Origin of the sequence: Mediterraneibacter sp. NSJ-151 (genome assembly GCF_022487435.1) — a bacterium.
GTDB lineage: Bacteria > Bacillota > Clostridia > Lachnospirales > Lachnospiraceae > Schaedlerella > Schaedlerella hominis.
Window position 1 is genome coordinate 188,076 of sequence record NZ_JAKVPP010000004.1, and the last position, 24,891, is coordinate 212,966.

Genomic DNA, 24,891 nt, shown 5'->3' on the forward strand with positions numbered 1-24,891 from the left:
ATGTTTTTAGGAGGAATTTGTGTGAAGAGGAAAAAGAGATGGCTAAGATGGATAGCCTGGACACTTTTATTGGTTTTGTGCATGAATAGCGCAGGAACGACAGTTTTGGCAGTTTCAGTGGAAGAAGAGAATATTCCAAATATAAATAGTACTCAAGAGGGTGAAATGCACACAGAAGATTTTATTCCGGAGGAAAGTACATCATTGTCGGAAGAGACGTCGAAAGAAGAAAATACTTCGCCATCAGAAGAGACTCCTGGAGAGAAAATCACCCCGCCATTAGAAGAGACTCCTGGAGAGAAAATCACCCCGTCATTAGAAGAGATTCCGGAGGAAGAAATTACTCCATCCCAGGGAGAGCTTTCAGAAGAAGAAAAAGCCTTCGAGGAGCAGATTGCACAAGAGGAATCACCGAAACTTCAGGAGATTTCCGAAGGATTTGATATTGATTTCTATGTCATTATTGATGGAAACAAGGTAAAGCTTCAGCATAATGACATTACCGGCATTGCAACATGGAAAGACGGAAGAACTACCTACTATGGTGTTTCCATTGAGGACCTGCTCCTGATATATGAAGAATTTGGATTTGTGAAAAATGGTGAGAATCAGAATCCGGATGCAAATAATAAGTTTGTATCTGCATACCGGGGAAAAAGCGGGATAGAATACGGAAAAGTTTATACAGACACAGAATCCGGAAAGACATATGTTTCTTACAATTATGGACAGAATAAACAAGGGGAAGCGATAGATGTTTACTACCTTCCAAATGGAAAAGGCCTTGCATTAAATTTAAAAGATTCTGTAAAAAAGGACAACTCATTTTATTCCGTAGAGGTAAAGGGAGAAGGGCAGGATCGGATTCGTTATGCATTAACAGGAACTGTAGTGGAAGAAGCTGTGGCTGATTTTAATCCCCAATTGTCGGACCAGACAGACCAGATCGAATGGACCTGTATGGGAACAGATGATAAGGTGATAGATGGTATACGGGAATCAGGGAACCAGACGAGGTTCACAATCGGAAAGATCACACAGTCTTATGTGATCCAGAGAGCGGATCAGACAGCCTTTGACATTCAGTTTTATATATATGCAGACAATGAGGTTCGAAAGCTGCCGGCTGATTCTCTGAAAAAGGTGTATAAATGGAACCGTCAGGGCAGATGCTATTTATCTGTCAGTGATCTTGCTGAGATTTATAGAGAGTTTGGCTTGAATGCAGAGGAAACACAGTCCGGAAATTATTTTCCATATACAGTCCGTGGTGAGAAGACATTAGCACAGGCGACAGTGGTAACTTATAAAGGACAGCAATATGTATCTTATAACCTGGACAAGCAGGAAGCAACTGTACCAACAGACGTTTATTATATGCCAAAAGGAGCATCTGATGGCGAAAAAATTCCGGATAATTATTCAGACCAGATTAAGCAGAATAAGAACAGTTTCTATTCGGTTACAGTGATCAATCCAGATGGAAATCGAACAGTGAGTTACTATAAGAAAGATTCTGCGGTCACAATTTCCGTTGATCCAGGAGATACGAAGGAAAGCGACTGGCTTTGTGCCAGTGAGGATGAAAATGAAACAATTTTTCCGGTGAAACAGGGCGATAAACTAACCTTTTCTATTGGGAAGATAGAGCAACCATATACGGTTGCATGCAGCACTTTTGCACCAGCAACCTTGAACATTAAATTCTATACTTTTGTAAATAATGAGAGATATAATGTTCTAAACGAAGAAATTCCTGTTATAAAAGATACTACAACAAAGCCGGGAACAGTTTATTATTATATTTCTAATGATGAGTTAAAAAAGCATTTTGAAAAATTTCATTACGATGGTTCTATTCAAAATGGAGCAAAAGAGCGTTTTTATTATTCCAAGAGAGATTACGATACAATCCATAATGCAGGGAAATACACGATAGAAGGTCATGAATGTATTTATATAGGAAAGTCCGGAGAGCCGATGGATGTGTATTACCTGCCAGACGGACAGAATACAAGCATCATGAGTGCAAAGACCTTACTCGAACACGACGATGATAGATATAACGGTTTTTACAGTGTGACAGTACAGGATGACGATGGACAGGTTTACAGCCAAACAGCTTTGCGTGATCTTCCGGCAATTGATTTTGTTGCAAGAAAGTCAACACTTACAAGAACAGTTAGTACAAACCCGCGTGTAGAAGAACAAACGCAGGATATAAACTGGGAATGCAGAGAGGAAGATGGTACTCTTTCAGCAGTTACATGGAGTAAAAATAAATCAGAGCATACCATGAGCTTTACTATTAAGCCAGATGATGCAGTACGTCCATATGTGATTGTTCCTGATAATACAGAAAAACCGGCAGCAACAAAAGAAGCAAATATCAGTTTTTATGTATTTATCGATGGACATTATAAGCTGATAAAGAACCTCAATGCTGAGCAGCATTACATAATCAAAGCAAACAGTGGCCGAGCCAGTCGTTATTATTTGCGAGCTAAACCAGATGATACGATTTCTAAAATTTACAGTGAGTTTGGTTTCACTCCGAGCAAGCTGGAGCCCGGCGCAGATCAGAAAGAGAAGATTCTGTTTGGTTATGCGACAGACAGCCGTGTGTTTGTACAGCACCCTTATAAGGACAACGATGGTACATGGTATATTCCTGTCCTGAAAAACGGAAAAGATGTATCTGTCTATTATTTCTCACAGCCAAACCCACTGAATCCAGACAGAATCGAAAATTATTTTGATCGTTTGACAGGACTTTCTTCTCAGGTTGGGCTGGCAGGAAGACATTTCAGTGTAGAGGGAAGTTTTCATCTGATTGAAGTGTTGGATCCACTGAACCTGACCAAAAGAGAGGCGATTAAGAGACAGTATGTAGGCCATGGGGAAGCATATACTGTGGAAGTACCAAAGAGGGCAAGTTTAGAAGGTGAGTATTATGGCAAGGAGATTGTCTGGAGTTGTACATCTAATGACAGGGACGAAAATGAGGTTCTTCCGGAACCGTCCGGAGATGATAAGGTAAAATTTGAAATTCCGAATGTTAACTCATCTTATGAGGTGATCGCAGACAAACCGCTGGAGTCTGGGGCAGTCAGGGTTATCTATAATACAACTCGTTATATGAAGAAACTTCCTAAGGAAGCTAAGTTGACCCCTCAGGTTGAGAATAAGACAAGACATACAGATGATTATGAGAATGAAATAGAAGCTGGAAAACATAACGTTAAGTCACCATATCCTCTGGTTTATGATCATGAAGATAATGACAGCAAAGAGTTGGAACAGTATGAATTCGATCATTGGGATTACAGAAACAAAGACGGAAAGTGGCAGGAATGCGGTGCAGGGGATTCTATTTCTGATCTTATAAATAATAATGCAAGACAGCCAATCACCCTCTATGCAGCGTGGCGTAAGGTGAGTAACCAAAATCGAAAACAGGTACAGTTTTATATCTGTAAGTCAGCGATGCCGGAAGATGGTTCGGTAGCATTACCAACCACGAATGTAGACGATTATACAAGTGCGGTTGCCGTGGCAAACTGTAATGTGAAGGCAAGTATATTGCATGATGTTCCAGTTATTGGAAATAAGAATCCATCTACGTGGGAACAGTATGCGGATGGAAATAAGAGAGTGCAAGAACTTTTGCAGGGAACTAAACCAGATGAGGGATATATTGGAAATGGAGACTATATCTACAAGATAGATAGAATTCCTTCCGATGAAGAGGTATTCCAGACAATTCGTGAAAGCGGACGTATGATTCGTATCGGAGACAGGGAGATTCCGCCATCGAAATTAGATACCGAATTCTTCACCATTTATTGGTATTCTTTCAAAAGTGAAATGTCCGATGGGTGGCATATTGACGGACGTATTGTAGCAAAAAATGGTTACCTGACAGTAAAGAAAGATTTTGTCGGAATGCCGGAAGCAATAGAGGAAGTCAAGAAAGATTATTATATCCAGGTAGATATGGATGAAAAGCTTTTAGATGGAAAACCTCAGCCACCTGCATTTCATGAGCATATGAAACTTGTGCTTCCTTCAGAAGATAGCCAGAAACCGGATGCAGAAGCTCCGCAAGCGGAGGATGCTCCAATAGAAGTTGTAGGTACATGGACAGATGATACACATACAAGCTGTACGTGGATCGTTAAGGCGGACTCATTCTGGAAATACACATTAAAAGAGTACAACTATAAGCCAAAAGATTCGAATGTGAAATTTTCAGGTTGGTACAATGTTCGCAATTCTCATGAACAAGGAGATAATGTAAATTCATGGGAAGCATATCCAGAAAGTGGAATTCAATTCACAGGACGTGGAATTGGACGCGGTGGTGAGACTCTTACTATTGAATTGGAGAACCGTTATCAGAAAGAGGGAATACTCACACTGAACAAATTTGATGAGTCTACCGGACAGGGAATGGAGAAGATCAATTTTGCTGTCAGTAAGAACGGTGTTGAGGAGGAAACGGTAACAACTGATAAATACGGAATCGCACAACTTCACATTCCGTTACAAGATGAAAACAAACAGAACAGAACAGCAACTGAGACGTATTTGTTGCGAGAGACAAACTTACCGACGGGATATGTAGACACAGGAGATATACAGATCACAGTTGAGATTGCCAATGGAGCATTCAAAATCACTGATGCAAAACTGGTGGATAGGGAGGCTAACGAAAATCAGGAGGCTGTTAAGGCACCAGTTGATGGTAAGATAGACGGAAAATCTGTTCTGCTTCAGCGAGGAGATACCAGCCTTAATATCCGAAATTTTGCTAAAACAGGCACTCTGCATATCAAAAAGACATGGGAAAATCCAAATGATGCACTGACGGAAAAACAGGTGAAAATCAGATTGTATCAGAATGGAATTTCTACAGGACAGGAATTCCTGCTGAATGAAGAGAACGGATGGGAACACACAGTCGACAATGTTCCACTATTCCAGGACAGAAATCCGGTGGAATATAAGGTGGAAGAAATTGAGATAGGAAAGACACATTATTCTTTGGAATACGGGGATGGTTTCCTATATTATGAAGTTATTTATCCAGAGATTCAGTATTTCGATTCAAATGGACAACAAATATTCCCGAAGGATGAGAATGAGTTCAAGGATGTTTCCAAGATGGAACTGGAAGTGCAGAATCTGCATTTCAATCTTGCTGAACGAAGTTTCTTAAAGACGGATGATCTTCCAAGAAACCGACTTGCTGGTGCAGGTTTTCTGTTCTACAAAGTACCGTATGATGATGTTACGAAAAAATATGCGGATGATACAGGATATACAGTAGATTATGACAATACACAGAGCAAGGACGATATCGTTCTGAAAAAGGATGGAAAAACGTGTACGACGTATCGTTCCTTAGAAACAGATGAAAATGGAATGCTTCAATTACCGGAGGACTTTGAGAACGGACGATACTGGATGGTAGAATCTGTTACTCCAAACAAAAAGGACAAAGCAGATAAAACCAAAACACAGTATCAGGATAACTTTAATTTATATATGGTCGATGTAGAATCCGGTATTTTATTCCTATATGAGAAATCATCGATGACAAATACCTGGAGAGCTGTTTCGGACAGACATATCGTCAATCATCCGCAAAAAGGCGGGGTGATGGTTGAGATTACAAAGGAAGTCACAGGTCCACTTGGAAACCGCAAGAAGCCATTTGATATGGAAATTCTCTATTGGGAAGATGGTCAAAAGCTGCGTAGCAAGACAATTAGAACTTCTTTGAAACATGGAGATAAAGTTACATTAAAAAATGTAGATATATCTTCGGATATCATAATAACAGAAACTGTTGATACATCAAAATACGCTGTTTCGATTTCTAAAAAAGAAGAGAATGATAAGTATTCAAATCCAGTGCAGGCAACATCGAATGGAAATACGGCTGTCATGAAACAGCGGATTGAGGCTGCACGAGGAGATGTGATCGAGTTAAAAATCACAAACGAAAACACACAATTAATACCGGAAACAGGGGTTCGTCTGGGAACAAGCAGGCATGTATGGCTACTATTTGCCATAAGTATTATCATGATTCTGTTTTTCAGAAGAAGACGGAAAATAAGATAAACACTGCTATGGAACAAAACTTGCAAAAATACATCAGACATTTTACATGTTTGTTGCATTGGAATAAAAAAATAAACCACTATAATAATGGTATGCTCCCCGTCAAGAGGACAATAAAAAATAATAAATTTTTGTATCGTCAGCCATGCTATGGCTGGCGATATTTTATGCTGCTTTTGTATATTGCTCATGATATTTCATTGGTGTCATTACATGCAGCTTCCTTTGAAGTCGTTGGTTGTTGTAGTAATCTATAAGTCAGTTATAGATAGTACAAAGATAGGATTCTTTTATCAGGTACTGGAAAAGATGAAAGATATAAATCAGTTGCAAGCGTTTATACCGGAGTCATTGAATAAACTTCGCCAGTACGATATTCAGAAAAATGGAGAGCTGGTTGATACATTGGAATGTTATCTGAATGTCAACCAAAGCTTAAAAAAGACTTCTGAATTAATGTTTATTCATTATCGAACTGCTTCATATCGTTTGCAGAAAATAATAGAAATAACGAATATAGATTTTAATAATCCAGCAGAAGTGCTTAGTGTTCGAATTGGATTGATAGCAATTCGAGTTCTTGAAGTAATGTAGAATTTTTAAGAATCTTTTAGAGAGGCAAAGATGAGATTCATAATATTAAAAATATTGGAATTGTTATAAAAGATAACGAATCACATGGTTAGTGTGGTTCGTTTTTTTGTCCATTAATCGCAAATGGAACACTTTGGATAAAAAAACGTTAAAAATTTTTCATCCTTTGTGCATTATATTTTTAAGTTTAATAGCGTATAATATCACACTTGATGAGAAAGATTATCAGCGAAAAATATTGAAGATATCAAATTTTGATATTTTTTTGATATAAACTAAGACCTCGCAGGGTTTAGATTAGAGGGATAACGATGCAACTGAAAAATTCGACAGATTACGCAATTAGAATCGTATGTTACTTAGCAGCACAGGAACGGATGGTATCTACATCAGAATTGTCAAGGAAGCTAAATGTTTCTGCTAATTATGTTCCTAAAATAGCAAAAAAACTGAAAGATGCAAAAATAGTTACTGCCTGTGAAGGTACAAATGGTGGCTATATGCTGGCAAAACAACCGGAGAACATTTCTTTAATGGATATTATATCGTGTGTAGAGGAAACAATGGCAATTAATCGTTGTTTGGAAGAAGATCGTTTTTGTTCCAGAAATTTAGAAGATACCTGCAAGATACATAAAATATTGTTGAGTTTGCAGAATACATACAATAATAAATTAGAAAGCGTAAAAGTTTCAGATGTTATCCGCCCTGGAGAAGATGAATATTTTGGACGATTTTATGTTGTATTAAAACTGAACTTGAAGGAAAAAAGCTACGAGTGTGTATATTCACATATCCGTGAAGTGTATGAGAAAGTAAGGAAAACAAAAAGTTATGAAGAGTTCATAAATCAATATATAGAAAGATATGTGTATGCTTCTGATAAAAAAATGGTTCATGACTTCTTATCAAGTGAAGGATTAGAAGAAAGACTAGTTGATGGATGTATGGAAAAAGATCTTCCGTATCGCAGAATTACTGGAAAAGATAAGAATGCATATGTTTGGATGGAAGCAAAAAAAAATATAGATGCAAATGAGAATACTGCAATTATTACCTTACATAATGAGAAGATTGTCCAGAACACAGTTATAAGGATGGAACAGGAACTCGTAAAGAAAGAACAGGATATGGCAAAGCAGTATTGGGATATGGTATCACTTTTAACTACTGTATTGAATCATAATCAGTTAGTTGAATCAGGGTATCAAGACGATATCAGCTTCTATACGAAACAGGTATATCTTCAATTGCAGAAGAATTATCCGGAATATGGAATTACGGATGAAGAAATTGCTTCAGTAGCTCATTTGGCACCGATTCATGATATTGGAAAGATAAAAGTACCAATTGAAATTTTGAATAAAAATGGAAAGTTGACAGATGAAGAAATGAATGTAGTAAAACAACATCCATTAGTAGGTGCAGCGATGACCCAGAGATTCCCAGAGGGGATAACAACGGAAAAGCTGAATCAATATAGCTATGAAATATGCAGACATCACCATGAAAGATATGATGGATCAGGATATCCGGATGGTTTAAAAGGAAATGAGATTCCAATGTGTGCACAGGTCGTTGGGATTGTTGATGCTTACGATGCATTGATCAACGATCGTCCATATAAAAGAAAGTATGAACCTGAAGAGGCAATCCAGATGATTTCAAATGGTGAATGCGGAGCGTTTTCCAATCAGCTGATGCAATGCTTTCAGGAGGCAGCAAAGCAGCAAAACTGGTTAAAAAGGCAAAATTAAAGTAACAAATGAAGGCAAAAGATTAGAGGTCCAGATATGAAGAAAAAAAGAAGGATAGAGAACAGAATTATCGCAGTAATACTATGTATGGCTATCTTATTTTCTCAAGTGAATATTGCGGATGCGGCAGATCTGAATCCATCAGGTACCAACACGAGTCAAGTGGCCCTTTCTGATGAAACCAATATGAGTAATGATGAAGCATCAACCGAATCCTCAGTTTCAGATGAAATAAATGGCACCACGGAGTCCGAATCTTCGATATCGGAGGAAACAAATGAAAACTCGAAGAATAACGAATCGGAATCTTCCGGTGGAAATGTTAAAGCAGAATCAACAGATAATATAGATGCTTATTATAAGGATAGTAAAATATGCATTTATAATTATGAACAGTTAAAACAGATTGGTTCAGATGCTTATGTTTACACGGGTGATAAGGACGGAAAGATTGGTTCTGGAGATGTAGTAAAGAGTGAAGGCACAGAGCTGAAATACGGTGCAGATGCCCAGTACATTTTGATGAATGACATCCAGATGAACTTGGAACAGATGTGGTCAGTGCCGGATTCCTTTACCGGAACTATTACTGGTACGGAAGTAGAAGAAAACGAAACACCAACGCTGTATGATAAGGAAACGGATACAATCTACATATACAATCCATATCAGTTAATGGTACTTGCGCAAGAAGAATCTGAAACGGAACCAGTTATGACATTGGATTATGATGCACCACAGTTTGGTATGGGGCAGATGATCTATCCAAATGGAGAAGACAAAGATTATTTAACTTACAGTAAAGACCATAATTATGTCATTTCAAAGAACTTCAGTTCAGATAAGCCTGAATTAGTTGCAGATCAATTGAGCATAGATCCTGATACAACAGATACTGAAGGACGTGACTTTAAGGGGCAGGTTGTAAAAACAATTGGTGATAAAACCTATATCTTAATTGGGAATGAAGAGCAATTACGTGCAATTGGCAGTGGCAAAACTGTTTATGGTGCAGTCTATCAAGCAGTTTATAAGGGTGTGTCTTGGAAAATAGACAAAGATGGAAAAGGTAACTCTATCATGCTTTATGGTGGCGATGCCGACTTAAAGCAGGAACAAAACGGAAAACAAGATTTCACATTTGGTACAATTTTAGAGAAAGATAGTAAGCTTAGTGCTGAAGGAATACACACTAGAGGTAGATGTGGTGTAAATCAAAATACAGGTAAAATTGATCCTGATTTAGATATAGATAAAATGACAGGACAAACTTATTCTGCTAATGCTAACTATATAATTTTCCGTGACATTGATTTAGGTAGTTCAAATTGGACTCCGCTTACTTTCCAAGGCACAATGATTGGTGCTAAATCTGCTGAAAAAGGCGGACTTTGGAAAGATGGTGTTATAAACACAATCGACAAGCCAGTGATTTCAAACGTAACTGTAAATCAATCAACTAAGATTAATGTTGGAGAACAAATGGGTGTTGGATTCTTTTCAACAATATCAAGTGAAGTAAGTGAAAAGGATATTGGTCTTAGTAAAGGATTGGTAAAGGTATCTAATATTCAATTTAATAATCTAAAAGTTCATACAACAACAAATGAAACCTATTATCCAGACACATTAGTAAGTGCACTTACAAAGACTCTAGGACAGTTATTGGGTGGATTGTTGAGTGGATTAACATTTATTTTAACTTTTGGTCAAGTGAAAATTGATTTAGGCAAAACATTAGGCGATGTTTTAGATGCACGTAAAAAAGATCCTACAGCTTTATCAACTGGAGCAATTGCTGGGCGAGTTGAAGGACAGGTTGAAATTTCAAATATTGAAGTCAATAATGCAAATGTAAAAAATGTGAACGGATATACAGGTGGTTTTGTTGGATATGCCGTTGGTTCAACTCAATATGATGGATTATCGAATGCTTTAGGGAATTTGGTTAAATTATTAACGAATATTTTAAATGTCATCCCAGGTTTAGGTTTAGGTGATTTAATTAAGATTCTATTAGGGAACGCAATTCCTTTAGGAAAGTTAATTCCAACAGGATATATCAATCCGAAGATAGTGAATTGTAATGTAAATGGTTTAACGATTTCAACAGCATCCGATAAAGAATATGCTGGTGGATTTATTGGTATGCAAAAGGGTGCTATTGTAGAAAATTCTTCTGTAACAGGTGGTACGAATACAATTAGTGGAAAGAATTTTGTAGGTGGCTTTGTTGGTCTAGCTCGTGATGATGTGATTGAAGGAACACTATCAGGTGCATTGGATATAGAGACAAAACTTCCTAAGATGAATACGGAAAGCTTGCTTCTAAATTGTTCATTAAATAACGCAGTTGTGTCTGTTTCTGGTGAAAGTTATATTGGTGGTTTTGCCGGAGGATTGGCCAATGCATCAACTGTCAATTGTAATGTTAAATCGGATAATGCACTTACTGTAACGGCTTCTGGAAATTATGCTGGTGGTTTTGCAGGAATTGCATCTCTTGGATGGGCTGCTGACTTAGGTAAAGATGACACAAAAGATAACTTACTTGGCGGTGTAGTTGATCTTGTTGTAAAACTTTTGAGTAGTAATCCTGGAGCAACTTCATCTTTACTTTCTCTTGCTGGTGTAAATCCATCACATATCTTAGGATGTTCTGTAAATGCTTCACTTCAAGTTAGTGGTAAGGACTATGTTGGTGGTATTACAGGTCGAGGCAATGGTGCATATATAGCACAATCTAATGCAGATAATTTACAGAAAATATCATATTGGAAAAATAATGTTTATGATGTTGGTTCTGTTCAAGAGATTGATATCTCTTTAACTGGATTATCCAGTGTTACAGGAAATGATTATGTTGGTGGAATCGCTGGATCAATGGGTACAGCTAGTGTTGCTGGTTTATTAAATACAACGCTTGGTGTTGCATCTTATCTTGCATTTACTGTAGATAATGTTCATGTAAATGGTGCAGGGAATGGATTTACTGTTACGGGAAATGAACGTGTTGGCGGTGGATTTGGAGATGCGATTGGTGGTTCGATAACAACTGTTAGCATCAATGATTTAGCTTCTACTGAAGGCAATAACTTAGTAGGCGGATTTATAGGTCTTTCTGGTCCTGGCGATTTGGCGGGAGCAGATGGTGGATTGACTGTTAATCTATTAGGCTTGAATTATTTGTTGAAACTGAATAATTTGCTCTCTCTAGGACAAGCAATTGAAGTTAAGATTAATAAAGTAAATGTGAATGGAGTCACAAATGGATTTACGGTACACGCAAAGGGTAGTCGTGATTCTAATTCTGTTCGTGATTATAGTGCTTCTGGTTTTATCGCAAAAAGTGGAAGTACTAAAGTAGAGGATTCTCATGTAACAAATCTAAAATCAGTGAAAGCTGCAGATAATGGCGGATATGCTTCAGGATTTGTGGCTATTTCAAAAACGGGTGGTCTAGCAGATGTTGCTGATGACAATTCAATTAAATCATTGATTGAGACTAATGGTTTAGTAAATGCTGTAGGATATTTAATTCCTAAATATACAAATTGCACGGTTTCTTTTGTGAATGGTGGAAGTGTTACAGCAGATGTTGCTGGTGGTTTTGCAGCAGATTTCCAAAGTGGAACAGTGGATAATAGTTTGCGTGGTGAAAATGATTATTATGCTGTATATAATTTAGACTCTGTGAATGGTCAAAGTTATGCTGGTGGCTTTGGTGGAAATGTTTATTCTGGAGCATTGGCGGATGCTGGTAAAGGTATTAGTGTTCTAGGAAATATTAATGGTTTAAATATAAATATTGGAGAACTGTTAAATTTAGTAAATGCATATGTTCCAATTATAAAGTATGCAGGTGTTAAATCTGATAATGGATTTACAGTATCGGCTAATAAATTTAAATCGGATGATACGAATTCTGGTAGTGCAGGTGGCTTTATTGGCTATGGCAGTGGAGTTCAGGTTAGTCATTGTGATGTAACAAATTTAAAACATACAAAGGTAACACCTCCTAAAGATTTAGAGGGTGAAGATAGTTCAAATTATTTTGGTCAGGAAAGTACATATGCAGTAACGGGAGCTAGATATGCCGGTGGATATATTGGATATATGAATATTGGTTCTGCTGCTTCGGTTGGAAAAGGCTTGAAGGTTTTAGATACAGCGATTGGCTTGAATGATGTATTGGATGCATTAAATGTTGTGGTTTCTACAATAGAACATTCGGATGTTACTGGAGGACCTGGTGGTTTTGCGGTTAGAGCCTCTATGAAAAATACAGCTTCTGATGCTTCGGATAATGATGTATTAGGAGATGCCGGTGGATTTGTTGGTAAGATTTCTGGTGGTCATATTCAGAATTCAAATTCTTATAACTTCTCATATATCATTGGTCAGATTACAGCTGGTGGTTATGTTGGAGATTTACAGCCAGGTAGTGTGGCAGATGCTTTGGGAGAAACAAGTATACTAGGTGGTCTTGTCAATACTAAAGAAACACTGGCATCTCTTGCAGAAGATTTTGTTCCTACAATTCGAAACAGTTCTACAACGTGTATTCCTTGTGGTGGTGCAGTTCGTGCAGATGCAATTTCTACTACAACAACTCAAAGAGGTATGGCTGGTGGTTATGCTGGTCATAATGAAGGCGGTCATATTTGGGGCAATAATACAAACAAATGGAAAGGTCAAGATTACACTGGACCAAAAAGTACATGTAAGGCTGTTCGTATTCGATCTGTTTACGGAAAAGAGATTGCCGGTGGATTTACTGGTTTAATGGAATCGGCAGATACAGCAAAAGCTGGAAGCTTATCTTTATTATGGGGATTGGTAAAAGTTGATAACATCTTAGGCGCATTAAGTGTTGTTTATCCAACTGAAGAAAACACAGAAGTCTATGGTCCGCTTGCATTAATGGATTTAAATACATGGAATTCATGGGTTGAATATGTAGGTAAGTATGGTGGCTATGGTAGTGATTTCAGCAACTTAGTTCAAAGTGGAAAGATAAATACTCAAGAAGATTTGGATAAGATTCTTGGTCAATATGTCTATGGCTATAATGTTGTAGCTGGAAGAACTAACTACCGTGATGAGACGATTCTTTCAAATGGTGGTGCAGCTGGTGGCTATGTGGGTTCCATGTTAACAGGAACTATCACGAATGGTCAAGCTCATGATACTAAGTTAGTTAAAGGACTTCGTTGTGCAGGTGGATTTGCCGGAGAAATGATCAATGGTGGTGCTGCAAATCTTGGTGGTACAAGTATTTTAGGATTGAATTTACAACTAGGACAGATGCTTGAAGTTTTAAATGTATTTGTACCAGTAATCAAACAATCTTCAGTCGAAGGCTATCAAAGTGGTCTTATGGTTCAGTCAAATGGAAATAATGATAAAGATCTTCTTGGATATGCGGGTGGCTATGTTGGAAAACTGATTGGTGGTCAGATCTGGGGTGATGACACATTGCGTTGTAAAGTCACAAAGCTTAGACGAGTAGATGGTAAAAGTTATGTTGGTGGCTTTGTAGGCAGTTCAAAACCTGGTAGTGTGGCTACAGTAGATCCTGTTCGAGGAGAAGGGTTATTCTTGACCAAGCTTTTAGAGAAGTTATTAGACACACCAACAGATTTAATTAATGTATTAAACGCTACAGTCGCAACCATTCGATATGCAGATGTTGAAGCATGGAATGACTGGGGTGTTATCGTCAATGGAGCTTATGATGGTGGAGGCAAAAACACTTCTTATGCCAAAGCTGTTGGTGGTTTTGCGGGAATGCTTGAAGGAACCGTACTTGGTAAAAAAGATGAAGCTTTAGCTGGTGTTACTGCCCAAAATATTCGTTCTGTAGTATCTGGTGAATATGCCGGTGGATGTTTTGGAATTGCGGATGTTGCAGGTGTTGCTAATATCAGTGCAGGTAGTGAAACGTCTTTATTGGATAAACTTTTAAAACTAGGACGAGTCGATGTACTGGATGCGTTTAGAAGCTATGTATATTACGGAAATGTAAGTGGAAGTAAAGATGCAGGTCTAAGCGTGAGTGCTAATATTGCTAAAAAGTATGGTCAAAACAATGAGGTTACATATAGCGGAACTGCTGGTGGTTTTGGTGGTTCACTATTAAATGGTTCAGTTAAAAATAGTAAAGTAACGAACTTAAGTAATGTAAGAGGGTTAAATAGCGTCGGAGGATTTGTCGGCTATTCTGGAAAGAGCGGAGTAGTTAAGGCAGACAAGATTGACGTTCTTGGAAACAATACAGGACAGTTACTTGGTGGAGCACTTGGAGTTATGGATATTTTTGGCTCTCACATTGATGACTGTACAGTTACAGGAACAGATGACGGTTACACCGTGCAGAGTACAAATGGAGATGAGCAGATTGCCGGAGGATTTATTGGATATGCAAATCTTGCAAGAATGTCGAATTGTACAGCAGGTGACAAAACGAACCAGAAAATTGGACTGAAACAGGTAGCGTCAGGTGGAACAGCCGGCGGCTTTGCAGGACGAACAAGTTTCGCTTATCTTGCAGATTTGAAGTTGGATTCTGGAGCAGTGAATGTAATAGTCTCACTTGTTAATAAACTTATAAAGGCATTGTATCTGGATAAAATCCAGGACTCCAATCTTCTGAATATTAATCTTGGAATTATTAAAGTGGATGCACTGTATGCTGGCAAACTGCTTCACGTAAATCTGCTTGGACTGGATATTTCTGTAGGACTTTCAAAGAAGTCAACAGATAACAAGCAGCAGACAGATCTTGCAATTATTACGATTGGAGATTCATCCATCAAACTTCCATGTGATGAAAATGGACTTTTGGATGATAATGATGCCAAATCCAATATCAGTGTGAGTCTGATCAAGGCGAATCGAACAAGAATTACAGATAGTAATGTCTACGGTGTCAGTCATGGATATGATGTCTATGCCGGTGGAGCCGGAAATGATAAAGATGGTTCTGCAGAGGATGGACGTAGCGGCGGTTTTGTTGGATTCAATGACGAAGGGCTTTTAAAGAACAACAACATGTATTACTGTGATGTGGTTCGTGGAACAAAAGATCTTGTCGGTCCATTTAGCGGAAAAAGTGAACTGAATACGGTATATGACTTCAATAGCCAGGAAAAGGTGGAAGGCGAAAAGAACAATTATCGTATTTATAGAAAATTGGATCAATCTTTAGATGAAATTAAAAAGAATAACAGTATCTTGAACAGCAGTCATGAAAAGGATGAAGCAAGCGGATGGGATATTTATACAATAGGACATATGGATAAGGTAAAGATCTTTGAGACTTTAAAGAATGCTGTTCTGACAAGCAAGAGTGATTCAGTGAAAGCAGATCTTAATGCCTATGAATCACCTGCAAAAGCAGTATTGATGTCAGATACTAAAACAACATTGAACACAGGAGATAGTGATACACCGGAACCATCCGAGTCACAGGATCCATGTGATGAGTACATCAAGCTGACAATCAATAAAGTTTGGAAGGATCTAAACAATCTGGATAAAAAACGTCCGGTTAATATTAAGGTAACGATATCTCGTGCCTGGACAGATGCAGCAGGAAAAGAACAGACAGAAACTGTTTCAGGATATGAGAACTATATTATAAGTGGCTCTAGTGATAAATCTACCTGGCAGGAGGTCATCAATGGACTTCCAGCATATACGACGGATGAAAATAAAATCATTCACTATTACACATATTCCGTTACGGAAACGGAAATAAAAGGATATACAACTACAATCGAAACTTCTAAAGATGGATTTACCTTCACGATTATCAACCGGCATTTTGCATTGCTTCCGGATACTGGAGGCGAGGGCATTATGATGTTTATCATAGCAGGTGGCCTGTTGTTAGCGTTCCTGCTTTATACCGGACGCAGAAGAAAACGGAAACAGACGATGTAGGAAAGGGGGAGCAGGGTCATGAGAGAGATATGGCTGCGTGGGGAACTTCCACCATAAAGGCTGAAAGAATCCCAAGCGAACTAATAAAAAATCAAAAGAAAGTGAGAAGAGGAACATGAAGAAATTAGTATCAAGATTTATGGCAGTTCTGATGGTAATGACCATGATACTGTCCATGAGCATGACTGCATTTGCAGCAGAAGATCCAAAAGGCACTCTGACTGTCAACAATACAGTGGCAGGAAAGACTCTGGATCTGTATCAGATTTTTACAGCAACAAAAAGTGGCGATAACGTAGCATATACACTGAACAGTGCATATGATGGATTCTTCAAAACAAAAGTAGAGAATGGTTCATCTTTATCTGGCGAAGCTTTAAGTGAAGCGGCATATAACTATGTTAAAACACAGGTCGGAACAGCTGGAAGTAATGGCGCAGCGTTTGCAAAAGATATCATGGGATGGATTCTTGGAAATACTACAACTGTAGAGGCTACTCATACAACTGCAACTACAGGCGCTGACACTACAGTAATTAGTGGTCTGGCATATGGATACTATGTAGTTTATCCATTAGGTGCCACAGATACATCTACAGCACCTGGAAATGAAACAGTAAAATCCGTAGCTTCTTTAGTCAGCGTTACAGGTACTGATGCTACAGTTAATATGAAGAGCAATTACCCGACAGTAGACAAGAAAATCATTCCGGCACAGAGTGGAAGTGGCGCTAAAGTTGATGCTATTGTGAACGATAATTGGGAAAACGTTAGTCATATGGGATTAGATGAAGATGACGAAAATGAGTCTGAGGATACCATCGCACCACGTGGCGCAGCAGATGAAAAGAAAGCCGGAGATTTTGGAATTGGCGATACCGTCACTTACCAGCTGACTTCTAAAGTGCCGGATATGACAGGATATAATTCTTATACTTTTAAATTTAGCGATACTTTGTCCAAAGGACTGGACTTAAAAGAAGTACTATCTGTAAAAGTTGGAAATACAACACTTACTGCTAAGAAAGCAGGAACTAATACATATGCACTTGCATATGACCAGGCTAAACGTACTTTAACAGTTACCTTAAATGATTTCTATAATTCCTATAAGAATCGTACAGGTGAGACAATCACAGTTGTTTATACTGCAACCTTAAACAAAGATGCTGTTATCGGTATGAATCCAAATACCAACAAGGCGGTCGTTGAATACAGTAATAACCCGACAACAGGTGGAACAGGTACATCTGAGCCAAGCATCGTAGATGTACATACCTTTGATTTCACAATTTATAAATATTATTTAAAAGACCAGAGTAATAAAGAAGATAAGACTGCACTTGCAAAGGCAGAATTTGAGCTTTATAAGGGAAACACAGAAGGTACTGCAGCAGATGAACAGGCGAAGGTTAATATTGTAGACGAAGGAAACGGCGTATACCGTCAGGCAACAGCCGATGAAGCTAAAGCAGCAGACTTTACTTCTGCAAAGATTGTGTCTGATGCTGATGGTAAAGTTCTTGTAAAAGGTCTTGAAGCTGGAACTTACTACTTAAGAGAGACAAAAGCTCCAGAAGGATACAATAAACTTCTCAGCGACATCAAAGTTGTGATTGAAGCAAATTATGATACAACAACTGGCAAACTGACAAACTATACTGTAACTTATACATACAATGGTAATCCAATAACTGTAACAAATACTGATAAATTAACTTCCCCAGAAGTACCTGTAGAAAACAAAACAGGTGCACAGCTTCCATCCACTGGTAGCAAGGGAGCGCTTATGGTAACACTGGCTGGTATCGTTCTTTTCGGCGTATTAACAGCAAGCAAAGCTTTTGGCAAAAAGAAAGCAAAAAACTAAGGCATTCTGAAGTTTAAGAATGGATAAAAAGACAGTTCATCTTCCCGGTATCGTACCGGGAGGATGTCTGCTTTTTCTGAAATGTCCAGTGTGGACTGGGTATTTCAGAAGAAACAGACGAAAAGGTGAAAGGTATTATGAAGAAAGTAGTAAAAATACTAAGAGGAATTGGATATCTGGCGGCATTTTCTTTAATCCTGTATCCGGTAGTGAGCAATTACATCAATCAGATGAACAGCACAACGATTGCTACAGATTATGAACAGGAAGTTTCTCATCTGTCGGAAGAACAGGAAAATGCCATGATCGAGCAGGCACAGGAATACAATGAAAGCCTGATTGGAATTGGTTCCATAGCAGATCCATTTTCAGAAAGCAATGAAAACCAGACAGAAGATGATGAGTATAACAAACTTTTGAAAATTGATGATACTGGAATGATGGGATATATTGATATCCCAAAGCTTGATGTTGTTCTTCCGGTTTATCATGGAACATCCGAAAAAGTACTGCAGTCAGGTGTAGGACATCTGAAAAACACCTCGCTTCCGGTAGGCGGTGAGAGCTGTCATGCGGTATTATCCGGACACCGTGGACTTGCAAATGCCAAGATATTCACCGACCTGAACAAGATGGAGGTTGGAGATGTATTTTATATTAAAGTTCTTCATCATACCTTTGCCTATCAGGTGGATCAGATTCTGACAGTATTGCCATCAGATACAGATTCTTTACAGATTGAAAAGGGCAAGGATTATGTAACACTGGTCACATGCACTCCTTATGCAGTTAACACGCACAGACTGCTTGTACGTGGCACTAGAATTCCGTATGAAGAGGCACAGAAGATAGATGAGGAAGTTGGTCTTCAGCGCACAATCCCATTCAATTTGATTCTATTGATTGCTGGAATTGTTGCTTTAATCATCATATGGGTGAGCATTAAGTTACATAAACGCAGGAAGGAGAAAAAACATGAGCAGAATAAGTAAACGTAAGCGAATATATATGTGTATGGCCAGTGTGATGTGTATGCTTTTACTCCTCATTCCGTTACCTGTGTCTGCGAATGATCTGGGAAGTATATTATTAAAAGCAACGGTTGAAGATGAGACCACGGTATATAAGTTAAGTAATACTGAATTTACGATGTATCAGGTTGGAACATATAAAAATAATTCATGGGCATTAGTGAGTGAGGTTGTAAAGTCTGGAGTCATATTTGATTTTGATGATTCTTCCGCTCAGGCAGAAGCTGCAAAAAAACTGGAAAAATATGTACAGGATAACAACATCAAAGGAATGTCCGGAAAGACCAACTCAGACGGAGAAGTTATGTACAGAGATCTGGAAAAAGGAGTGTATCTTTTTGTCCAGACACAAAAAACACAAATTAGCAATCAAGTATATCAAAGCGAACCTTTTATCATAACAGTTCCAGGTAATTATGATGGTCAGATAATTTGGAATGTAACGGCAGAACCTAAATTTAAAAATGAATCGATACCACCAATTACCACGAATACGCCACCAGTTTCAGAAGAAACATCGGGTGATAAAAGCAGTCGCACTCCAAATGTAAAAACGGGGGACGATACGAATGTAATTATGTGGCTTTCCTTAATGGGAATATCCTTAGTCATATTTAGTGTTTGTAAAAGAAAAGTCCATAAATAATATGAGAAGATCGGGAAATCCCGGTCTTTTCGTTTCGTTATATAACTGGCATAACCCAAAAACAAATACCTCCGGAGGTGCACCATATGGCGTCACCTAGGAGGAAATGGGTTTTAAACCATGGGAAGATTTGGAAGAAAATGAGAGAGTTGCCAGTGCAATCTTATTTATCTCTTGTGACAGAAATAGGTTCCCGTTTTGCTGGAAGTAAGTCTGAACTGATCTCAGGAGCATCGAGCAGTGCAGTGAAATTTTGTCGGATGATATCCAGTGTCTTTTGCTTTTTCTGCAACTCCTTTTTCCCCGGACAGTAGCAGCCTGTTCAGATTCAAGATTTTCTATCCTCTTTTGGATTTTATTAGAGCTTGGGATTTTGGTAACACCGAGATTCTGAAGCTTTTTTTTAGTGAATCGTGGAGTTTGTATTCTTCCTGATGTTTGCTGCGGTATGCTTTTGGATTTTTAGCAGATTTGCAATCTTCAATTACTTTACGGCAGAGCCGGTAAGAATCACAGTGTTTTTGAATGACTTTCTGCGTGCTCAGCTCCCATGTTTTTTGTTTTTGATTCTATCATCTTCCTGCGAATCAGCTTTTTTTCTTCAGGGGAAACACAAAACAAAATCTGTATATTTCTTTTTCTCTTTGCCATAGGCAGATTCTCCTTTCTTTGGTTCTTCGAAGTAGTGATTTCTGTGTTTTTAATTTAGGGCAGGGTTCCCTAAATTGTTGGTTTTCCGGAAGTGTATATACACTTCCTGTCCTTGCTATTTACCGGTGGCACAGCCGCCGGAAGAGAGTCCTTAAAAAAGATCCCTCTATAAATAAGGTACTGAGAGAAGAAAAAGAGGACATCGAAGCTCAGAAGTATGACGCAGGCATGATTCTGTGGTATAGTAAAATCTGAACGAAAAAGAAGAAAAGAGGTCAAACCGATGCCACGGAAAAACCATAAGATGATAGATGGGAAACATAAATCCAAACGATCGGATATCAACAAACGTGTCAGAAAATCTCTGAATGAAAAAGAAGAGAGCCGGATTGAGAAGGTCTGTTTTATGAATATGTGTATGATTCAGGATCATAAAGGAAATGTACTGGCTCTGGATAAAGTAAATGATAGCTATACCGGTACGACTTTCCCAGGTGGTCACGTAGAAGCAAATGAGATTTTTCAGAAGTCTATGATTCGGGAAGTCTGGGAAGAAACAGGACTTACGATCGAAGCACCGAAGCTTGGAGGATTATATCATTGGCATAAGGGCGGAGTGCATTATGTCATTACCCTGTATAAAGCAGATAAGTTCACCGGAGACTTGAAGAGTTCTGAGGAAGGAAGAGTTTATTGGATTCCGCTGGAAGAGTTAAAAACAAAAGAACTTGCTACAGGTATGAAACACGTTTTAAAGATTCTGGAATCAGAGCAGGTGGATGAGTGCTATATGCATCTGGAAGTAGATGGATATGTGGGAGATTTGTATTAAAGAATTACATGAGAAATGGCTGCCTGCTCATTGGAGAAAAGACGGCCATTCTTTATAAGATACATCATTCATCTATTCTGTTTTTTGCTGTTCACTTTTAGAAGTGAAATTAATATATTTGGCACGTTGTAAAATCAAAATAACTGCATCAATGCTTTCTGGATTGGAAAAGCTCATGATAAAAAGGTTCTTCGTTAAATTCCATGGGTTCGAACCCAGAATTCTGATCTGGATTCTTGAGTATATGGATGGGACGTGCACTCTGATTATAAAATGCTAGTTGTGCGGAATCTGCAGTGTTACCAATGACACCAATACCTACGTCACCTTTTCCAAAATCTATTCTACGTTTATTTAAGTTGATCATATTCCAAACTCTCCTTTTTTCAAAATAGCATATTTAGTAATTTTCTATTACTCCCGAAGTAGGGATATCTTTTAAAAAGTCACTGTTGGAAGTAATCGGAGAATCTACAATCTGAACGCCGCTTCGTTTCATCATTTGGAATTTGAAATCAAGAAGTTCCGGTGGAACTTTCAGTTCGGCGGCAGCCTGGAAAAAGGACATATCAGCGTTAAGCATCTCCAGGACATCTTCATCCTCCAGAAGATAATCAGCGGCAAAGCAATTCGCTTCATATTCACATTGTGATACTCCATCGAATAATTCAAAATCATGAAAACACTTGATCTGAAGGGTTTTCTGATGAAGGAGTGCGTGACCAATCTCGTGGATCAGGATAATCTGCTGTATGATTTCCGGCAGGTCGCAGTTAATGACGATGCAGGTCTTTCGACATTCCCGCATACAGAAGCCTTTACAACAGTTTGGATCAGTTCCAAGCGGAAGCTTCTTACCAATAATATGAAATGAAGTTGACGGATGAAAGCTGGATCAGCTATCAGCAAGGAAAAGGCAATGAAGAATTTCAGAAGTATATGGAAGATCTGACGGATATGCAGAATCATGTACTGCTGTATTTGCAGAGTTTTTGCAGTCTGGAAGAAAAAGGTGTGAAGGAGAGACGAGAACAGCAGGTGGCAGAGAAAAATGAGAGCAGAGAAGCTGTGCCAAGAGCTGGCGTTGATGCAAAAACAGCAGTTAAGGATGAAGGAAAAGCAGGGAAAAGATAAGCTGGAGAGAGGAGCTGATTGGGTGTAAGGACAGTGTAGAATAAGTATAACGAGTCGGAGGTCATGAAGATTATTGTGACCTCCGGCTTTTTGTAAATTGTTAAAAGAATTATATTGTTATATGATTTCGTAAGTGATATACTTAAACATAAGGAAAACCGTGTGAAATTACAGTTTGCTTTTTGCACGGTTTCTTTTATACATGGCTGTTAGTTAAAACTAACAACAGAACGATGTGAAAGTACTTTTGACTATACAGAAAGGAATACATAATGCTAATGAATGTTTTTGAAGGTATATTGATTCCATTTGTTGGAACAACGCTAGGTGCAGCATGCGTGTTTTTTATGAGAAAAACACTTAGCAAGTTACTGCAACGTGCACTTGCAGGGTTTGCAGCAGGTATAATGGTTGCTGCTTCAATCTGGAGTCTCCTGATTCCGGCAATTAAACAATCTGAGAATATGGGAACTTTATCGTTTGTTCCGGCAGTTTTCAGAGATATTGAGGCATGCTCATATACCATACCAGAAAGTAACGGATATGCATCTATGGCAGCTTTGTCATCTTGCTATGGTGGTACCGATTGCAGATGCGTATTATGAATCAGATGATCCGGAGAAAGTAGAAAAAGAATGGAAAATTATGAGGAAAACAGCAGAAAGGCTGAAAAGAAATTTTAATTTTTTGCGAAAACAAAAGGGTAAACTGTCACCTTGGAAAATGAATATTTTTTGCTTTTTACCCTTGCCATTTTTAGCAAATATGCTGGTAGTTACATTTGGAAGCAGTTTTGGAGATAAATTTATGTATCAACATGCTATGAAGGCACCAGATGAAATGAGGGAATTGCATAAGCAGTTTTATGCTTATATGAAAAAAATGAAGAAATGCGAATGCAAGGCGAAAAAGGTACAGTGATTGGAGAAAAAAGCATGAAAAATGAAGAATATAAAAAAATATCAATTAAAGAGTTTACAAAAGCAGCAGGAAGATATGAAAGTAACCATGCTGGCATTTACGAAATGTGCAAGAAGGATTATCCGGATATTCTGGAAGAATTAGAGAAGGAGCCATTTAGAGATTTATTAGATGCAGGCTGTGGGCCTGCTCCGATGATTTCTTTATTAGCAGAAAAATATCCAGACCGACATTATACAGGACTGGATCTGACTCCTGCCATGATTGAACAGGCAAAAAAGAAAAATATTCCAAATGCAACATTTGTTGTAGGAGATTGTGAGAACTTTCCTTTTGAAAACGATTCATTTGATGCAATTATTTGTTCTATGAGCTTCCATCATTATCCGGATCCACAGGCATTTTTTGATAGTGTGAAAAGATGTCTTCGCCCAAATGGAAGATTGATACTGAGAGATGTGACGAGTGACAATAAAGTATTGGTATGGCTAATGAATACATTGGAAATGCCGTTGGCAAATATATGCGGACATGGAGATGTCCAAGTGCCAACAAGAGATGTGGTCATAAAATGTTGCAAAAAAGCAGGATTAAAAGTAGAAAAATTTGAAATTCGTAAAGGTATGCGAATGCATTGTGTTGTGAGAAAACCTATGGGAAAGGCGATAAGAAATGAAAGATAAGTATCTTAGGGAAACACGAATGGTTGATTTTTCTAATCCGGCAATTCAAAAACTTATTCAAAATATGAAATGGAAGGAAATGGGTGAATTTGAAAGGATTAAGGCAATCTACAACTATGTAAGAGATGATGTTTTATTTGGATATAATATTGATGACGGAATTTCAGCTTCAAAAGTACTTGCAGATGGTTATGGACAATGTAATACAAAAGGAACTTTATTTATGGCACTTTTACGTGCCTGCAATATTCCATGCAGAGTACATGGTTTTACGATTGATAAAAGATTGCAGAAAGGGGCTATGACCGGGTTTGTTTACCGTAATGCTCCAAAAAGTATTTTCCATAGCTGGGTAGAAATTAATTTCGAAAATCAGTGGTACGAACTGGAAGCATTCATTTTGGATAAAACCTACATAAAGAAGTTACAGGAACAAAATTCGGAATGTACAGGTGCATTTTGCGGTTATGGAGTAGCAGTCAAGGATTTCAGAAATCTCATTATTGAGTTTGATAGGAACAATACTTATATTCAGAGCGAGGGAATCAATCAGGATTTTGGTGTATATGATTGTCCAGATGAACTGTTGAAGGAACATCATCAAGAAATTTCAGCCTTTAAAGCATTTGCTTATAGACATATTGGAAGACACCTCATGAATCATAATGTCAGGAAGATTAGAGAACGATAGTT

General features: G+C 38.2%; 16 protein-coding genes and 1 pseudogene. 13 read left to right on the top strand and 4 right to left on the bottom strand.

Annotated features, from left to right (window positions below; genetic code table 11):
• The first annotated feature begins 21 nt into the window (after positions 1 to 21).
• Entirely contained in the window at positions 22 to 6,132 is a 6,111-nt protein-coding gene (locus LQE94_RS05710; protein ID WP_240577194.1) for a Cna B-type domain-containing protein, read from the top strand.
• A gap of 165 nt (positions 6,133 to 6,297) precedes the next feature.
• Here the strand turns inward: LQE94_RS05710 and LQE94_RS16515 are convergent, their stop codons facing one another.
• Positions 6,298 to 6,387 (bottom strand): IS3 family transposase, encoded by a 90-nt coding sequence (locus tag LQE94_RS16515; protein WP_173477489.1) that lies wholly within the window; start codon positions 6,385 to 6,387, stop codon positions 6,298 to 6,300.
• On the opposite strand from LQE94_RS16515, the gene LQE94_RS05715 reads away from it, so the two are divergent.
• The 6 genes from LQE94_RS05715 to LQE94_RS05740 all read left to right on the top strand — a co-directional run bounded on the left by LQE94_RS05715 (position 6,346) and on the right by LQE94_RS05740 (position 19,977).
• Entirely contained in the window at positions 6,346 to 6,726 is a 381-nt protein-coding gene (locus LQE94_RS05715; RefSeq protein ID WP_240577195.1) for a helix-turn-helix domain-containing protein, read from the top strand. The two genes, LQE94_RS16515 and LQE94_RS05715, sit on opposite strands and share 42 nt — an antisense overlap.
• Positions 6,727 to 7,037: 311 nt before the next feature.
• Positions 7,038 to 8,483, top strand: a complete 1,446-nt coding sequence (locus LQE94_RS05720) for an Rrf2 family transcriptional regulator (RefSeq protein ID WP_240577196.1) — start codon at positions 7,038 to 7,040, stop codon at positions 8,481 to 8,483.
• 36 nt (positions 8,484 to 8,519) lie between these two features.
• Positions 8,520 to 16,430, top strand: coding sequence for a Cna B-type domain-containing protein (locus LQE94_RS05725; RefSeq protein WP_240577197.1), 7,911 nt, complete (start codon positions 8,520 to 8,522; stop codon positions 16,428 to 16,430).
• Positions 16,431 to 16,545: 115 nt separating this feature from the next.
• Complete coding sequence (locus LQE94_RS05730) at positions 16,546 to 18,300, top strand: SpaH/EbpB family LPXTG-anchored major pilin (protein ID WP_240577198.1); 1,755 nt, start codon at positions 16,546 to 16,548, stop codon at positions 18,298 to 18,300.
• Positions 18,301 to 18,437: 137 nt separating this feature from the next.
• On the top strand, positions 18,438 to 19,292 hold the full coding sequence (locus LQE94_RS05735; RefSeq protein ID WP_240577199.1) for a class C sortase: 855 nt from the start codon (positions 18,438 to 18,440) through the stop codon (positions 19,290 to 19,292).
• Complete coding sequence (locus tag LQE94_RS05740; protein WP_240577200.1) at positions 19,276 to 19,977, top strand: pilin N-terminal domain-containing protein; 702 nt, start codon at positions 19,276 to 19,278, stop codon at positions 19,975 to 19,977. Before LQE94_RS05735 ends, LQE94_RS05740 begins: the two co-directional genes overlap by 17 nt.
• Before the next feature lie 510 nt (positions 19,978 to 20,487).
• Here LQE94_RS05740 and LQE94_RS05745 read toward each other — a convergent pair.
• Positions 20,488 to 20,628, bottom strand: coding sequence for a hypothetical protein (locus tag LQE94_RS05745; protein WP_240577201.1), 141 nt, complete (start codon positions 20,626 to 20,628; stop codon positions 20,488 to 20,490).
• A 283-nt stretch (positions 20,629 to 20,911) separates the two neighbouring features.
• On the opposite strand from LQE94_RS05745, the gene LQE94_RS05750 reads away from it, so the two are divergent.
• Positions 20,912 to 21,460 carry an 8-oxo-dGTP diphosphatase gene (locus tag LQE94_RS05750; RefSeq protein ID WP_240577202.1) on the top strand — a complete coding sequence of 183 codons (549 nt, stop codon included), beginning with the start codon at positions 20,912 to 20,914 and terminating at the stop codon, positions 21,458 to 21,460.
• 148 nt (positions 21,461 to 21,608) lie between these two features.
• On the opposite strand, the gene LQE94_RS05755 is transcribed toward LQE94_RS05750, so the two are convergent.
• Together LQE94_RS05755 and LQE94_RS05760 are read right to left on the bottom strand one after the other, a co-directional pair.
• Positions 21,609 to 21,827 (bottom strand): hypothetical protein, encoded by a 219-nt coding sequence (locus LQE94_RS05755; protein WP_240577203.1) that lies wholly within the window; start codon positions 21,825 to 21,827, stop codon positions 21,609 to 21,611.
• Between the two features lie 33 nt (positions 21,828 to 21,860).
• The gene (locus LQE94_RS05760) at positions 21,861 to 22,268 is read right to left on the bottom strand and encodes an ImmA/IrrE family metallo-endopeptidase (RefSeq protein WP_240577204.1); all 408 of its coding nucleotides are present in this window, start codon (positions 22,266 to 22,268) and stop codon (positions 21,861 to 21,863) included.
• A gap of 62 nt (positions 22,269 to 22,330) precedes the next feature.
• Here LQE94_RS05760 and LQE94_RS05765 point away from each other — a divergent pair, with 62 nt between their 5' ends.
• From LQE94_RS05765 to LQE94_RS05785, 5 genes and pseudogenes are all read left to right on the top strand, one after another.
• Entirely contained in the window at positions 22,331 to 22,594 is a 264-nt protein-coding gene (locus LQE94_RS05765) for a hypothetical protein (protein WP_240577205.1), read from the top strand.
• 272 nt (positions 22,595 to 22,866) lie between these two features.
• Positions 22,867 to 23,088, top strand: a pseudogene (locus LQE94_RS05770) (ZIP family metal transporter); the annotation flags it as partial.
• A 49-nt stretch (positions 23,089 to 23,137) separates the two neighbouring features.
• Positions 23,138 to 23,515, top strand: a complete 378-nt coding sequence (locus tag LQE94_RS05775; RefSeq protein ID WP_240577206.1) for a hypothetical protein — start codon at positions 23,138 to 23,140, stop codon at positions 23,513 to 23,515.
• A gap of 14 nt (positions 23,516 to 23,529) precedes the next feature.
• The gene (locus tag LQE94_RS05780) at positions 23,530 to 24,198 is read left to right on the top strand and encodes a class I SAM-dependent methyltransferase (protein ID WP_240577207.1); all 669 of its coding nucleotides are present in this window, start codon (positions 23,530 to 23,532) and stop codon (positions 24,196 to 24,198) included.
• Positions 24,188 to 24,889 (top strand): transglutaminase-like domain-containing protein, encoded by a 702-nt coding sequence (locus LQE94_RS05785; protein WP_240577208.1) that lies wholly within the window; start codon positions 24,188 to 24,190, stop codon positions 24,887 to 24,889. The genes LQE94_RS05780 and LQE94_RS05785 overlap by 11 nt, the downstream gene beginning before the upstream one ends.
• Positions 24,890 to 24,891: the final 2 nt, after the last annotated feature.